General features: G+C 65.0%; 15 protein-coding genes and 1 pseudogene. 8 read left to right on the plus strand and 8 right to left on the minus strand.

Annotation, left to right across the window (positions count from 1 at the left end):
- Positions 1-169: 169 nt before the first annotated feature.
- On the plus strand, positions 170-1,876 hold the full coding sequence (gene aceF, locus BLV04_RS09940; RefSeq protein WP_093030768.1) for a dihydrolipoyllysine-residue acetyltransferase: 1,707 nt from the start codon (positions 170-172) through the stop codon (positions 1,874-1,876).
- Positions 1,877-2,031: 155 nt separating this feature from the next.
- A complete protein-coding gene (gene lpdA, locus BLV04_RS09945; protein ID WP_093030771.1) occupies positions 2,032-3,762 on the plus strand; it encodes a dihydrolipoyl dehydrogenase in 1,731 nt (576 codons plus the stop codon).
- 266 nt (positions 3,763-4,028) lie between these two features.
- On the opposite strand, the gene BLV04_RS09950 is transcribed toward lpdA, so the two are convergent.
- The 3 genes from BLV04_RS09950 to BLV04_RS09960 form a co-directional block, all read right to left on the minus strand.
- Positions 4,029-4,310: a BPTI/Kunitz domain-containing protein gene (locus tag BLV04_RS09950; protein WP_093030774.1), complete on the minus strand. Its 282-nt coding sequence runs from the start codon at positions 4,308-4,310 to the stop codon at positions 4,029-4,031.
- Entirely contained in the window at positions 4,307-4,810 is a 504-nt protein-coding gene (locus BLV04_RS09955; protein ID WP_093030777.1) for a hypothetical protein, read from the minus strand. Before BLV04_RS09955 ends, BLV04_RS09950 begins: the two co-directional genes overlap by 4 nt.
- 517 nt (positions 4,811-5,327) lie before the next feature.
- A complete protein-coding gene (locus BLV04_RS09960) occupies positions 5,328-5,747 on the minus strand; it encodes a rubrerythrin family protein (RefSeq protein ID WP_093030780.1) in 420 nt (139 codons plus the stop codon).
- Positions 5,748-5,958: 211 nt separating this feature from the next.
- On the opposite strand from BLV04_RS09960, the gene cpdA reads away from it, so the two are divergent.
- Positions 5,959-6,837, plus strand: coding sequence for a 3',5'-cyclic-AMP phosphodiesterase (gene cpdA, locus BLV04_RS09965; RefSeq protein ID WP_093030881.1), 879 nt, complete (start codon positions 5,959-5,961; stop codon positions 6,835-6,837).
- A gap of 41 nt (positions 6,838-6,878) precedes the next feature.
- On the opposite strand, the gene BLV04_RS09970 is transcribed toward cpdA, so the two are convergent.
- Positions 6,879-7,169 carry an acylphosphatase gene (locus tag BLV04_RS09970; protein ID WP_093030784.1) on the minus strand — a complete coding sequence of 97 codons (291 nt, stop codon included), beginning with the start codon at positions 7,167-7,169 and terminating at the stop codon, positions 6,879-6,881.
- 57 nt (positions 7,170-7,226) lie between these two features.
- The gene (locus BLV04_RS09975) at positions 7,227-7,736 is read right to left on the minus strand and encodes a thioredoxin family protein (RefSeq protein ID WP_245731826.1); all 510 of its coding nucleotides are present in this window, start codon (positions 7,734-7,736) and stop codon (positions 7,227-7,229) included.
- Between the two features lie 501 nt (positions 7,737-8,237).
- Between BLV04_RS09975 and wrbA the strand changes: the two genes are divergently transcribed.
- Positions 8,238-8,837, plus strand: a complete 600-nt coding sequence (wrbA, locus tag BLV04_RS09980) for an NAD(P)H:quinone oxidoreductase (RefSeq protein WP_093030790.1) — start codon at positions 8,238-8,240, stop codon at positions 8,835-8,837.
- A 36-nt stretch (positions 8,838-8,873) separates the two neighbouring features.
- Positions 8,874-9,578, plus strand: coding sequence for a DnaA regulatory inactivator Hda (gene hda, locus BLV04_RS09985; protein WP_093030792.1), 705 nt, complete (start codon positions 8,874-8,876; stop codon positions 9,576-9,578).
- A gap of 149 nt (positions 9,579-9,727) precedes the next feature.
- Here hda and BLV04_RS09990 read toward each other — a convergent pair whose 3' ends face one another.
- Positions 9,728-10,186, minus strand: a complete 459-nt coding sequence (locus BLV04_RS09990) for a hypothetical protein (RefSeq protein ID WP_093030795.1) — start codon at positions 10,184-10,186, stop codon at positions 9,728-9,730.
- Positions 10,187-10,568: 382 nt separating this feature from the next.
- Here BLV04_RS09990 and BLV04_RS09995 point away from each other — a divergent pair, with 382 nt between their 5' ends.
- A complete protein-coding gene (locus BLV04_RS09995) occupies positions 10,569-11,420 on the plus strand; it encodes an alpha/beta hydrolase (protein ID WP_093030798.1) in 852 nt (283 codons plus the stop codon).
- Between the two features lie 354 nt (positions 11,421-11,774).
- Here the strand turns inward: BLV04_RS09995 and BLV04_RS10000 are convergent, their stop codons facing one another.
- A complete protein-coding gene (locus BLV04_RS10000; RefSeq protein ID WP_093030801.1) occupies positions 11,775-12,335 on the minus strand; it encodes a lipocalin family protein in 561 nt (186 codons plus the stop codon).
- A 306-nt stretch (positions 12,336-12,641) separates the two neighbouring features.
- On the opposite strand from BLV04_RS10000, the pseudogene blaOXA reads away from it, so the two are divergent.
- Positions 12,642-13,412, plus strand: a pseudogene (gene blaOXA, locus BLV04_RS10005) (class D beta-lactamase); the annotation flags it as partial.
- A 296-nt stretch (positions 13,413-13,708) separates the two neighbouring features.
- Entirely contained in the window at positions 13,709-14,497 is a 789-nt protein-coding gene (locus BLV04_RS10010; RefSeq protein ID WP_093030807.1) for a transposase, read from the plus strand.
- Here BLV04_RS10010 and BLV04_RS10015 read toward each other — a convergent pair.
- A partial coding sequence (locus BLV04_RS10015) for a helix-turn-helix transcriptional regulator (RefSeq protein WP_093030884.1) occupies positions 14,470-15,186 on the minus strand: 717 nt, incomplete at its 5' end. The genes BLV04_RS10010 and BLV04_RS10015 overlap by 28 nt on opposite strands.

Genomic DNA, 15,186 nt, shown 5'->3' on the forward strand with positions numbered 1-15,186 from the left:
CGGGTCGACCAACGACTAAGAACCAAAGAAGGGCTCGGTCGACGCGGTTTAGGATATTTATCTATCGATGACTGGACCGCGTCCGGGACGAGGCGCTCGGGTCGAACCGAGCGGCGCAACACAGGGATCTGGTGTGATCGCCCCGGACGCGGTTTAGGGAGGACAGAGCGTGGCAACCGTCGAAGACATTCTGCTGCCGGACATCGGGGACTTCTCGGACGTCGAGGTGATCGAGATCCTCGTCGCCCCGGGCGACCGGATCGAAGCCGAGCAATCGATCCTCAGCCTGGAGAGCGACAAGGCGACCATCGAGATCCCCTCGCCGCTGGCGGGGGTGATCCTAGAGCTGAAGATCAAGATCGGCGATCGGGTCAGCCGGGGGGATCTCCTGATGACGCTGGAAACCGAGGGAATGCAGTCCGGGGAGGCGCAAACCGGAGAAGCGCCGGCCGTATCGGGCGCCGCCCGCGCGGCATCCGGTGCGGCGGTGCCAGCTGCCACAACGACTCAATCGCCGAAGGCACCACCTCCCCGTCCGGCGAGCGCCGGTCAGACCATCTCGGTGGTCCTGCCGGACATCGGCGATTTCGCGGACATCCCGGTGGTCGAGGTGCTGATCGCGCCCGGCGATCGCATCGAGGTCGACCAGTCCCTTCTCACGCTCGAGAGCGAGAAGGCGACCATGGAGATCCCCTCGCCCAACGCAGGCATCGTCGAGGAGCTGGCCGTCAAGGTCGGGGACAACCTGAATCAGGGCGATCTGATCCTGACCCTGCGCACCGACACAGAAGCCGACAGAGGCGAGCCGAGCGCAACCTCCGAGCCGATGGCTGCAAGCACGGCGGAGGAGCTCGAGGCACCGCCCGGGCCGGCCTCGATCGCTAAGCGCGCGCCCGGTGAGTCCGAGCGACGTCCGGCCCCGGTACTGCCGCGTCCCGAGGACATGGCGGCCATCGCGAAGGGCCGCAAGGCACATGCGAGCCCGGCGGTGCGACGCTTCGCCCGCGAGCTCGGCGTGGACCTGACCTTCGTCAAGGGGTCGGGGCCGAAAGGTCGCGTGCTCAAGGACGATGTGCAGGGCTTCGTCAAGCAGGCGCTCGCGCAGGGGGCCCCGACCGCGGCCGGAGCCGCCCTGCCCTTCGCTCTGCCTGCCGCGCCTGAGATCGATTTCGCCAAGTTCGGCCCGGTCGAGGTCGCCGAGCTATCGCGCATCAAGAAACTCAGCGGCCGGCATCTGCATCGGTGCTGGTTGTCCGTTCCGCACGTGACCCAATTCGACGAAGCGGACATCACCTCGCTCGAGGCCTTCCGCAACGCGCAAAAGGCAACGGCCGCCGAGAAGGGCATCAAGCTGACCTTCGTGCCCTTCCTGCTCAAGGCTGTCGCAACCGCCCTGAGCCGGATGCCGATCCTCAAGGCATCGTTGACGGCGGACGGCGAGGGTCTGGTGCTCAAGCACTTCACCCATATCGGTGTGGCGGTCGATACGCCGCAGGGTCTGGTTGTCCCGGTTGTGCGCGACGTCGACAAAAAGGGCATCTATGCCCTGGCCGCCGAGCTGTCGGAGCTCGGCGAAAAGGCACGCACGGGCAAGCTGCTGCCCGGCGACATGCAGGGCGGCTGCTTCACCATCTCCAGCCTCGGCGGCATCGGCGGAACCGCCTTCACGCCGATCGTCAACTCCCCGGAGGTCGCCATCCTCGGGGTGTCGCGCGCGGCGACCAAGCCGTTCTGGAACGGGCAGACCTTCGAGCCGCGCCTGATGCTGCCTCTGTCGCTGTCCTACGATCACCGCGTGGTCGACGGGGCGGACGGGGCGCGCTTCACCAGCCTGCTCGGCGATCTGCTAGGCGATCTTCGACAAGTGCTGCTCTGATCGGCACGGGAGCGCGAGCCCGGCAGCCCGCGCTCCCGCACCCAATGCACTGAATAGGGCCGAGGGCTTCGCCTCGTGCCCTGCTTTCGTCTAGGATTGGGCGCTATCCTCCCATCATCGCGCGGCCACAGCGGCCCCAAGAGAAGAAGCACACCATGAACGACACCAGTGGCGACACCATCGAGATCAGGGTCCCGGACATCGGCGATTTCAAAGATGTGGAGGTCATCGAGGTCTTGGTCTCCCCGGGCGACTCGGTGATCGAAGAGGCTTCGCTGATTACCCTCGAAAGCGACAAGGCCAGCATGGAGATCCCGGCTCCGCGTGCCGGGATCGTTCGGTCCGTCGAGGTCTCGGTCGGAGATCGGATCTCGGAGGGCACACGCATCCTGACGCTCGAGATCACGGATACGGGAGCCGAGCGCCCGTCGTCGGACTCGGAAACGCGGGGGGGCACTGCGGCGTCCGGCACCGCACAGGAGATCGTCACCCAGGTCGTGGTGCTCGGCGCCGGCCCCGGCGGCTACACAGCCGCCTTTCGCGCCGCCGACCTCGGCAAGAAGGTCGTCCTGATCGAGCGCTACGACACCCTCGGCGGCGTCTGCTTGAACGTCGGCTGTATCCCCTCGAAGGCATTGCTGCACACCGCCGCCATCCTCGAAGAGGTCAAGACACTCGGCACCATGGGCGTAACCTTCGGCGAGCCGCAGATCGATCTCGACAAGATGCGCGCCGGAAAAGAGCAGGTGGTCGCCAAGCTCACCGGCGGTCTCGCGGCCATGGCCAAACAACGCCGGGTCGAGGTGATCCAGGGCACCGGCCGGTTCGAGGCACCCAATCGGATCGCCGTGGCCCAACCCGGCGGTCCGGTGCGGATCCTGTTCGACCACTGCATCATCGCCTGCGGCTCGGCGCCCATGAAGATCCCGGGCTTCCCGCACGACGACCCGCGTGTCATGGACTCCACCGATGCGCTCGAGATCGCGGACATCCCCGCGCGTCTCCTGATCGTCGGCGGCGGCATCATCGGACTCGAGATGGCGAGCGTCTACAGCGCGCTCGGCTCGACAGTCGAGGTCGTCGAGATGAAGGATCAGTTGATGCCGGGGGCGGACATCGATCTGGTGCGCGCGCTCGAAAAGGTCATCAAAAAACGCTACAGCACCATCCGACTCGAGACCAAGGTCGCGCAGATGAGCGCGACGGCCGAAGGCATCAAGGTCGTCTTCGAGGGCAAAAAGCCGGGCGAGGAGGTCTACGACAAGGTGCTGGTCGCCATCGGCCGGCGCCCGAACGGCAAGCTCGTCAACGCCGAGGCCGCCGGGGTGAAGGTCGATCAGCACGGATTCATCAAGGTCGATGCCCACATGCGCACCAACGTGCCGAACATCTTCGCCATCGGCGACGTGGTCGGCGGGCCGATGCTCGCACACAAGGCGACACACGAGGCCAAGGTCGCGGCCGAGGTCATCGCCGGGATGCCCGCACTCTTCGACCCCATGACCATCCCCTCGGTCGCCTACACCGACCCCGAGGTGGCCTGGATGGGCCTGACGGAGACCGACGCCAAGGCCAAGGGCATCGCCTACGAGAAGGGCGTCTTCCCCTGGGCGGCGAGCGGCCGCGCACTCGGCATCCATCGCGACGAGGGTCTGACCAAGCTACTCTTCGATCCCGAGACCAAACGCATCCTGGGTGCTGGGATCGTCGGCCCCAATGCCGGCGAGCTGATCGGCGAGACCGTTTTGGCGCTCGAGATGGGTGCGGACATGGAAGACATCGGTCTGACCATCCATCCGCATCCGACCCTGAACGAGACCATCGGGCTCGCCGCCGAGATGGCACACGGCTCGATCACGGACCTGCTGCCGCCGAAAAAGCGCTGATGCGGGACGGCGTGTCGGGGCGAATTTATTCGCCCCGACACGCCGGTCGATCCTTTCACGGAAATCACCTAAACCGCACCCAAACGCGGTATGGGATGTTTTGGATGGGATCGGCACCGGAAAACTTGACGACCGCTGGGGCCGACTCGGCTTAAGATATTAAAAAATATATAATTTTAAACCGCGCCCCCACTAAGGGCCGAGGATGCAACAAACGTCGAACTCACTCGAAGATCAGCATCTCGCTCTGGACGCGGTTTAAACCCTCACCGCTTCGCCCCGCAGAAGTCCAAACAGTGCTGCAGGGTCGGGAACGGCACCCGACCCGCGCAGCCGCCGTAGGTGAAAGCCTTGCAGCGATCGTCTCGGTAGTCGTAATAGAACCCGAGCTGATTGGAACGACAGGGGCCGGGGTCGGGTTTGACGAGACAGCCGACGGGCAGCTCATCGCTGCCGCCTCCTGTAGGAGCGCCGCCACATCCCGCGAGGCCCGCCATGAGGATGACGAGCACCGGAACGCAAAGCCGGCATAGTCCCACAGCCCTCATCGAGACCGGCTCCGCGCCGTCGCGCGGACTTGCGCACCGGTCGGTGCATGCTTCCACCAATCGCGATGTCGAAACTCGCTGCAGTCCTTCGCCATGACCTGGACGGATCCGCCTCGACGGAATCCCCAGCCTTTGATCCTCGGGCCATGCAGGAAAAGCGTCCAAGCCGGCACGCCCGCACGCAAGACCACCCGGTGATAATCCGAGCCGCGCAGCCTGTTGAATCGCCCCGGAGCGCAGAAGCGCACCCGGGTCTGCTCTGAGTCGCCGTCGAGGCCGCGGATCTCGTCATAGCCGCCCGAGAGCACCAAGCTCAAGGCATGTCCCCAGGGGTGATCGTGAAGGCCGCGATCCGGATCCGAATCGACGAAGCGATGCAGGTAGAGATGCCAGCCGAAGGCGCCGAGGAGGTAGTAGCGTTCGAGGTAGGGCTCGCCCCGCTCGCCTTCGATGAGACGACAGGGTCGACGCGCGCCGATCCATTCAAGCAGTCTTTCCATCGGGGCCTTTAAACCGCGTCCGTTGCGATAAAAACTCTTCTCACGCTAACTCCGCGTCGCATTCATTCACAGGCGTCGCAGCGGACGCGGTTTAAAGAATGAGAAAGGTTTGAGGTGGGGAGAGCTCCGTCATGTAAGGTCAAGCATCGACCTTGCGCGCCGTGGTTCGGCGGCGAAGCTCGTGACTTCGCGCGATTCGAGCGCTTGAGGTCAAGGCGCGATTATACGGCGGAGAGAGGAGCTGCGTGAGGCTGCGACGCACACGCCGCTCCGAGGAGCTCCTGCGAATCTCGGGGGCGATTTCCGAACGTCGGCATCCGCACTGCGCCTCGCGGCAAAATGAGAAGGGGCGACTCAAGTCGCCCCTACATGCCCCTACATGTCCTTAGTTCCCGGTCGCTCGGTCTCCGCAAATCATCGAAAGCGCTTTTTCTTTAAACCGCGTCCGACGCAGAGGCATTTGGTATCCAGCCCGTCGAGCGTGTCGACGAATCGACCTGTTAGCTCGGGACGCGGTTTAGGCGTCGAGGTTGTCGAGCGCCTTCTGGAAGCGGTTGGCGTGCGAGCGCTCGGCCTTGGCCAGCGTCTCGAACCAATCGGCGACCTCGTCGAATCCTTCGTCGCGCGCGGTCTTCGCCATGCCGGGGTACATATCCGTGTACTCATGGGTCTCGCCCGCGATGGCCGCGCGCAGATTGTCGCCGGTCGGTCCGATCGGCAAACCGGTGGCCGGATCGCCGACGGCTTCGAGATACTCGAGGTGGCCGTGTGCATGACCGGTCTCGCCCTCGGCGGTGGAGCGGAAGACCGCCGCGACATCGTTGTAGCCCTCGACATCGGCCTTGGCGGCGAAGTAGAGGTAGCGGCGATTGGCCTGAGACTCGCCCGCGAAGGCTTCCTTCAAACTCTCTTCGGTTTTGCTGCCCTTGAGCTCCATGTCGATCTCCTCACGATGGAATGAACGGGGTTGGCTGAACCTACACCGATGACCTTAGTCACCTACAAGCCGTTTCAGAAATTGTTTGTTCCAATGGGTGCGATCGTCTCTTTTTATGGGCGACGGCGCTCTTCGACAAGTCTGTGAACTGGTGCGGCGACGCGACCCTGTGCACCTGCTATATCCTATGCTGATCACCAAGGAGCAGACTATGCCAGCGTCCACCGGCTTAAGGACATTCGACATCGCGCCCGACATCGCTCCCTCTCAGGCCCCGGGGGAAACCCGTTCGGGGCGCACCGCACAAAGGCGGACGCTTCTGCAGTTGACCGATCCGCACCTCTTCGCCGACCCCGAGGGGCAGTTGCTCGACGTCACCACGCGTCGCAGCTTCGAGGCGGTGTTGGAGCTCGCACTCGCGCATTCGCCGCCGGCCGACGCTTTGGTGCTCACGGGCGATCTCGTCCACGACGAGTCGCGCGAAGGCTATCGTACGCTTCGCCGCTTGCTCGATCGCACCGGGCTGCCCTACTACTGCATCCCCGGCAACCACGACTCGCGCCCGCTGATGGACGAGCTGCTCGGACCAGCAGCGCTCGGGCCGGTCGCCGCGCGCGAGCTCGGCGGCTGGAATCTCGTGTTTCTCGACTCCACCGAGCCGGGACGCGAAGGCGGGCGGATCGGCGCGGCTCGACTCGCAGCGCTTCGCGATGCCGTCGCGGCAGACCCCTCGCCCGCCGTCATCTTCCTGCATCAGCATCCGATCCCGGTGCGCAGCGCATGGATGGACAAGCTCCGGGTCGAGGACGGAGACGAGCTCCTCGGGATCTGCGACCGACACCCTCAAGTCAAGGCCCTGGTATGCGGTCACATCCACCAGGAATTCGAGCATCGGATCCAGGGTTGCCGCATCCTGGGAACACCCTCGACCTGCGTTCAGTTCGCGCCGCGCCAAGCCGATTTCGCGATCGATACCCACGCCCCCGGCTACCGAGAGCTTACGCTCCTTGCCGACGGCGCGTTGGAGACCAGAGTCGTCCGTCTCGACGGCTATCCGGAGCACCCGAGTCGAACGGCGGGCGGTTATTGAGGCGCCCGACACCTGTGAGACATCGCTCGGGGAACGCCCCGTCAGTCGATAGCGAAGCTCGGATGCTGCTGAAAGCCCAAAGGCTCGCAAGCAACCCCGGTCACGGCAGCACCCGGTGGACCGGTGCGCAACCAGTCGCGCAGATGGCCGACGGCATTCGCCTCCCCGCAAATGAGCAGCTCCACGCGGCCGTCGGGGAGATTTCGCGCATACCCGGTCACGCCCAGCCGCATCGCCTGCTCGCGGGCCGACGCACGGAAAAACACCCCCTGCACCCGCCCGCCGACGAGGCAGCGGTAACAGATGCGATGCTCGCTTTGATGCTCATCCATTCTCTGCTCCTCGGATCGCGCCCCGAAGGTCGCCGGGATTCGGTCTTGGCTCGCGGTCTATCCCTTGGCGGCGGCTTGGCGCTCGCGCTTGTAGGCCGGGAAGGTGACATCCTTGTAGCGCTCCTGAACGACATACTCCCCGAGCCACATGAATTCGGTCGCATCGCCGGTCGCGCCCGTGTACCTGGCGACCAGGTTGCCGTCCAGGTCGAAGAAGGCGAACACCGGGGTCGCACGCACCCGATGCGTCTTCAAAGCAAAATCCTTTTGCGCCATCGCCGTGCCCGTAAAATCATGGATCTCGACATCGCCCTCGATATCGATCGGGAAGATCATGAAGTGCTCTTTGAAATAGTCCTGCACCTCGGGCTGGTTGAGCACCGTGGTCTTCATGCGATGACAAAAGGGACACTCGTCCATCTCGAACATCAGCAGGACGCCCTTCTTGCCCTCGGCTCTCGCAGTCTCGAGCTCTTCGGCGAAATCGCCGAAGGTCGAGTCGAAGAAATACTGGGCCGGATCCCGGGTCGCAGCGCCGACCGCAGTCGCGCACAGCACGAGCAGCATGAACATCAGTCGAAGCTGTCGCCGACCATCACACGAAAGCAGGTGAGCCATTCTTGTCATGCCTCTTCGCAGTATCTGGGCACCGGGCGAATGTCCGGGCCGTGTCGGCTGATTCTCACCAGTTCGGCGTTACAGTTCAATGCCCGGATCTCGCGACGTCGGATGCGGCGGCTCGGGCGGACGAAACATCGGCTTTCACTGCCGACGCGGTTTAGACTAAACCGCGCCCGGTGCGGTATGCGTCGTTTGTTGGATTGGCTTGGCCGCGCCACCTCCAACAACTGTCGGTGCTGGCGCGGTTTAAAGTATTAAAAAATATTAGATTTTAAACCTCGTCACCACAAAGTTCGGAAAAACCCTTAAGCCCGACACGAAATGAAAATAACGCATTTCACTCTGGACGCGGTTTAATGCCCGACCCACGACACCAGTACCACGCCGAGCGCCGGTCCGATCCGGGATCCGCGTATTCCGGCGTCCCTTTTCGGAGACCGTTCGTCCATGAGCTACATCCTCGTCCTCTACTACAGTCGCTACGGCGCCACCGCCGAGATGGCTCATCATGTCGGGCGCGGCGTCGAGGCCGGCGGAATGGTAGCGCGCCTGCGGACGGTTCCTGCCGTGTCGACCGTCTGCGAAGCGACCGAGGACAGCGTCCCGCCCTCCGGTGCACCCTATGCCGATCAAGACGACCTGCGCGGCTGCGCCGGCCTTGCCCTCGGCAGCCCCACGCGGTTCGGAAATATGGCCGCCCCGATGAAATATTTCCTCGACGGAACCAGTAGTCTGTGGCTCTCCGGAGGACTTTCCGGAAAACCTGCCGGCGTCTTCACTTCGACATCCAGTCTGCACGGCGGTCAAGAGGCCACCCTGCTCACCATGATGATCCCGTTGTTTCACCACGGGATGCTGTTGACGGGGCTCCCCTACACCGAGGCCGACCTGCTTCACACCCGCTCCGGGGGCACGCCCTACGGCCCCTCCCACCTGGCCGGACCCGACAGCGCACTCCCGGTCACGGACGAGGAAAAGCGTCTGTGTTTGGCCTTGGGCCGTCGGCTCGCCGAGACCGCGGCGGCACTCTCGCGCCGGCCGGGCTGAAGCGCCGGACCCGCATCTCCCCGAGCAGGCGGAACCTTGACCGACCATCCCGGGCAACTGCATCTGCCGATCACGCTGATCCGCGAGCCGACGCTCGAGGACTATCGCGCCGGGCCAAATGCAGAGGCGCTCGCCGCGGTCGAGGCATTGGTGTCCGGGGCAGGCGAGCCTTATGTGTTTCTCTTCGGAGGCGCATCGACCGGCAAGACCCATCTGCTGCAGGGCGCCTGTCAGGCTGCAATCAAACGGGCACGCACGGCGCAGTACATCCCGCTCGGCGAGGCCGGGCTGATGCCCTCGATCTTCGACGACCTCGAAACCCGCGATCTGTTGGCGATCGACGATGTGCAGGCCATCGCCGGCAAGGCGGACTGGGAGGTCGCCTTGTTCGATCTGTTCAATCGTGCGCGCGCGCGCGGATGCGCGCTTCTGATTGCGGGGAGCTCGGCCCCGGACGCCCTGGGACTTGGTCTGGCGGATCTGTGCTCGCGCCTGCAATGGGGGCCGCGCTACTGTCTGCTGCCGCTCGCCGACCCGGACTGCGAGCGCTTGCTCACGGAGGTCGCCACGGAGCTGGGTATGCGGATGGGTCAGGAAACCGCTCGCTACATCATGAACAACTATGCCCGCGATCCCGGCTCGCTGGTCGCCCTGATCGAGCGGATCGACCAAGTCAGCCTGCGCGAGCAACGCCAGCCGACCATTCCGCTGGTGCGTCGGGTCATGCGCGGCGAGAGCTGAACGGCGATCGATTTGCGGTTTGACGATCCGGCGGTGTGACGCTCCGGCGCAACGATCCGGCGAATCGACGCCCGACCGACTGATGTCCGATTCACGCCTCGCCGTCGGGCAGCGTCGCCGCTGCAGCCGCTGCCGGGCATTCAGCGGCCTCACTCGCCGCAGATCAGGCGCCCGAACCTCGCCCGGTCGATCGTCGCCGACTGCGTGCAGACCCTCCTCAACCGCTCCACGAGCGGGCCGTCGGGATCAAAGATCAGAACCCAAGAGGTGGCGGCCATGCTCATGCCCTCGAAGCCATCCACTCGGCAGGCCGCATAGACCTGCTCGTAGAGGTCATCGCAAAAGGCGGGGCCGATGCGCTCGGAGCGATAACCGCATTGATCGATCACCGCTTGGAGCGCTCCGGTACCGGTCGCACCCGTATAGGCGCTCACATCGCCGAAATCCCGCAGACCGGCCGCCTCGAGGTTTGCGATCACGCGATCGCGGCAAGCCTCCCAAGCCGGCCCCGACTTGGCGGAGAAGCCGGGAGCCGCATAGTGCAGAAGGATCAGGAAGAGGCCGGCGGCAAGTAAACCCTGAAGCCGTGGGCGGGAGACATGAACCATGTTGAGCTCCTGTCCGGACGACGAAGGCAACGCCCTCTAGCTTGGCGATCGAGATCAGCAGGGCGCCACTCACGACGAATCGGAGATCTCCGTATCGAGGCTGCGCGGCCGATGTCGGTCAAGTCCTTCACAGCGCGCTCGATGGCATGAGTGTGTTTTAGTCAGTCTATGCCAAGACCGACGGTCCTGCACCCGACACCGCCGGATCTTGTCGGTCGGGGTCAAAGACGAGTCATCGCGGCCTGAGCATTTGGAAAGGCCAGGCGACGCCATCACTTCCGTAGAGCCGAACGCTATGCGCTGAAGACGACCGGACAAGGTCGGTATACAGGGAACGCCGGTTCGGGCGCAGTCTTCCAAGCCGTATCGGAGCTCGACCGACATGCTCACGACCCTGAGTCTCTTCGCCGTTTTGGCTGCTGCCGCAATCCCGGCAGGTGTGCATCTGGGATTTCGCGCACCCCGGCTCCGCGAAATCGGCACGCCGGCGGACTCCGGCCTCGACTTCGAGGCGGTTCGCATCCCGACCGTGCGATGCCGATCCCTCTTCGGCTGGCTGCTTCCGGCAGCCGACTCGACACGCACCCTCGTCATCCTGCACGGCTGGGGCGGCAACGCCGAGCTGATGCTGCCCATCGCAATCCCCTTCCGAGAGGCCGGCTTCAACGTCCTGCTTTTCGATGCCCGCAATCACGGCGGGAGCGACGGCGACACCTTTTCCTCCTTGCCTCGATTTGCCGAGGACCTCGGAATGGCCATCGCCTGGCTCAAGCGGCATCACCCGGCACGGGCCGAGTGTATCGCCGTGCTCGGCCACTCCGTCGGGGCAGGTGCTGCCCTGTTCGAGGCATCGCGCAACCCGGACATCGCGGCCGTGATCAGTATCGCCGCGTTCGCCCACCCCGCCCGCGTGACCGAGGCATCGGTGCGACACCTGCACCTGCCGGCTCCGATCGTCTACGGGATCATCCGCTACGTGGAATGGCTGATCGGACACCGCTTCGACACCATTGCGCCGATGAACACGGTCACCCGCATCACCTGTCCGGTGTTGCTGGTGCACGGCCGAGCGGATCGCGTAGTTCCGGTGGAGGATGCGCGGCTGATCCACGCGCGATCCTCCGGAACCCATGTGCATTTGCTGGAGATCGACGGCGCCGATCATGATTCGGTCGATCGCATCGAGGACCATGTCAGTGAGTTGCTGGGGTTTCTTGAGCTTCAGTGCGCGTGAGAGGGGTCGTATCGCGTACGGTATGGCGACGACCCGCGGTTTGATTCGGCCGCATCCAGCTCCGCGCAAGCGCTCCGATTCAGGTCCAATTGGGTTCGCGCCTGACTCGCGCCGACAGCGAGAAGGAGGAAAAGCAAGAGGTTGGCTCGCATCATCGTGCAGTGTCCCCCGAGACAATGGATGTCGATTCCACCGACCATACGGGCGCTGGCGCGCCCCTCATGGACGGCGACCGTCGCAGGTTTTGAACCCGCTCGCGCCGGCCATGACACACGACGCCGGTGACCGGCACAACTCGCGTTTGGAATGACGATGCGCACCCTACCGCGGTCGGGGAAGCGCCTCCATCGATCCTCATTCGGGACTGGCAGGTGTGCCCGGTGCAACGCTGGGCAGGGGGAAGATCAACGCGCCGGTCTCGAAGCCGGCCGCCTCTGCCTTGGCGATCAGATCCTCCAGGATCTCGGCCGGTAATTGCGGTTGCCGAGCCAGGATCCACAAATACTCCCGCGTCGGTCCCGAGATCATCGCCCAGCGGTACTCGGGGTCCAGCGCGAAGACGTGATAGCCGCCGTAGAAGGGGCCGAAGAAACTGACCTTCATGCTGGCAACGTCCGGAGTGGACAGGAAGTAGGCGCGGCCCTCCGCTGTTTTCCATACGTCCTTGGCCGGCTCGTAACCCCGGTTGAGCACGGCAAGACCTCCATCCTCGCGCCGACTGTAGGTCGCGGTCACCTGCTCCAGACCGCGCTCGAAACGATGGTCCAGACGGGCGATCTCGTGCCAGGTGCCGAGGTAACGCTCGGCGTCGAAGCCCCGCACCGGCTCGATGCCCTCCGGCACGCCGGTACAGCCGCCGGTCAGCAGGATCGGGAGCAGGAGGAAAAGCACGAGCAGCGACGGGCGGGGATTCATAGCGGTTACCGGGTCGGGTGGATGTGGGTGTCGGTTGCCCATCGTGCGAGGCATCATGACCAGCTCGGGTGCGCGTCCCTCGGCGAAACGGGTCGCGCCGGACGGCACGGGACGTCAGGCTAGGGACCGTCCAAAGGCCTGTCAAGGCAAGGGCAGGGCAACGCTGCGCAGGGTCCGGATCGCATATCGGTTCGGGCGCCCGCGGCCACCGCAGACCCGGCACGCGCCCCGGCCATTCCGGATCGCGTGGTTGCCGCCCGGCCGGTGTAAGCTCGCGCCGTTGCTCACCCGAACCTGGATCTCCCGATGCCACGGCTCCTTGCGCTGCTCGCGGCGCTCTTCATCGCCGCACCCGGCCATGCCGAGGACGCCGACCTCGCCGCGCTGTTCGCCGCGGCCGGCGTCGAGGGCACCCTCGTCATCGCCGACCTCGCCGGCGACTCGGTGCATGTGCACAACGCCCCGCGGGCTGCGCAACGGTTCCCGGCCGCCTCGACCTTCAAGATCCTCAACACCCTCGTCGCGCTGGAGGAGGGCGTCGTCGCCGGACCCGATGCCCTGATCCCCTGGGACGGGCAGATGCACGACATGCCCGACTGGAATCGCGATCACACCCTCGCCAGTGCCTTTGCGACCTCGTGCGTCTGGTGCTATCAGACCTTGGCTCGAGAGATCGGCGCCGAGCGCTACCGCAGCCACCTCGAGCGCGCGGGCTACGGCGCGCTGGCGGAGCCGTTCGACCCCGTGGCCTTCTGGCTCGACGGCAGCCTCACCATCAGTGCCCTGGAACAGGTTGAGTTCCTGCGTCGGGTGATTCTGCGCACCCTGCCGTATCGTGCATCCAGCTACGCGGGCCTGCGTCGGGTCATGCTCGCCGAAACCACCGAGCAGCACCGCCTGTTCGCGAAGACCGGTTGGGCCGCGCGTGCGACCCCGCAGATCGGCTGGTATGTCGGGTATGTCGAGACCGAGAGGCCCGAGGCGACCTGGATCTTCGCCTTGAACATGGACACCCGCGGTGCTGCCGATCTGCCCTTGCGTCGGGATCTCGTGCGCGCCGGATTGCGGGTGAAGGGGATCATCGTAGGGACAACCATACGTTCAGATTTTCGGGAGTTAAAATCAGATCGGCGCGGGCTATTTCCAGATCTGCTGACGATCGAATCGCTATTCCTGGATTTGCAGACGGCGGGATCGGAACCCGCCGCCGGCTATTTCCAGATTTGCTGAGAATTGAGCGGCTATTCCTGGATTCGTTTCAGTGCCGTCTCCCTACGTGGCCGATTCTCAGCGGACGTATAGTGGCGGCCGCGGTCCGTTGAGCTAAAAGCGGACACACGCAGCCGCCGTCGCGGCTGCGTCAGGTCCTACTCATGGATTTGCGGTTAGTTGGACCATACAGCCGCTTTGAGGCGCCGAAGCAGCTGATGGCCTTCCTCGGGCTGGTGGCCAGCGAGCACTCCATGGGCGGGCGTCGACGCCAAGGCGCGATCACGCTTACCGGCAACAGCCATGCCCGGCGCATGCTGGTCGAATCGGCATGGAGCTATCGCTACCCGGCGCGCCAGACCAAGCATCTCAAATCCAAAGCGGTGAATGCCTCGCCGGAGGCCAAAGGCGTCGCCTGGAAGACACAGGTACGCCTGCGCGGGCGCAATCGCAGCATGACGCGCGCCGGCAAGAACACCAAACTGGTGTGCGTCGCCATCGTCCGCGAACTCGCCGGCTTTCTCTGGGACATCGTGTGCCGGGAGATGCCACACCCTGGCGCAAACGCTGGCGGCGAGCGCCTGAGCGGCGGCGGCCTTGAACACCAGCCCGCAGCGGTGATGATTCGCTACGGATCAGGTGATGCACCGAATTACAGACACATTGCCGCAGGGCATCCGCCCGGACCAGCTCGCCCCGTCCGTTCTCTCGGCCTCGCTCGACGAGGTCGCCGCCGTGCTTCAGATCCTCGACGCCGAGCAATGCGCCGCGCTTGCGGATCAAGCGATCCGTCTGCTCGAAGAGCGTGGGGCGCACAGCGTGGATGTCGCTGCGGTGCGCGAGCGTCTTGCCTTGGTACGCAGGTCTCGGCGTGGACGACGCGCCGCGCCACTGAGGCCGGAACAAGGCGCCGACGGCAGATCCTTCAAACCACGTCGCGCTCTCCGGACTGATCGCTATAAATCGACGCCATCTTCCCCGCCTGCACCGCCACCACATGACGCAAGTCCGGCGGGGAGACCACCTCCAGATTGTCCCCCGCCCCGAGCAGCCAGCGCAGCAGCTGACCCGTGGAGGGCACCCGCGCCGACACCCGCAGATCGAACGCGGAACCCTCCGGCTCGTCCTCGAAGCACTGCCTGGGTACGAGCGGGCAGGCGGCCAACACCGTGGCCAGATACCCGCGGACCCGCAGCTCCAGATCGATCAGCTCGCCCTGACCGAAATCCGCCTGACCGCGCGCGATCGCCTGGTCCAGGTCGAACCCCGCGGCGGCCCGCGCGGGCGTGTCGCTCGCGGCCTCCGCGCGCACCATCCGGTGCAGGGCATAGAGACGCACGGGCGCGTCCTCGTCGTTCTTCAGCGCGAACAGATAGGGGATCGGGCCGCGCTGAAGGAGTGCCTGCGGATGGATGCGCACCGGCGCGCACAGGTCTTCGGCGTTGCGATAGGTGATGTCCAGCGCATGGCCTTGCGCCAAGGCCTCGATGACCGCGCTCAACACCTTGGGATGCAGCTCCACGGGTTGCAGCCGCAGCGTATCCGGAACGATCCGCAGCCGGGTGCGATCCAGCACCGGACCCTCGACCTCGGTCAGCACGCGCTGCCAGAACCGATCGAGCTGGCGTAGGGGCACATACTC

This window comes from Thiocapsa roseopersicina, from assembly GCF_900106925.1.
GTDB lineage: Bacteria > Pseudomonadota > Gammaproteobacteria > Chromatiales > Chromatiaceae > Thiocapsa > Thiocapsa roseopersicina.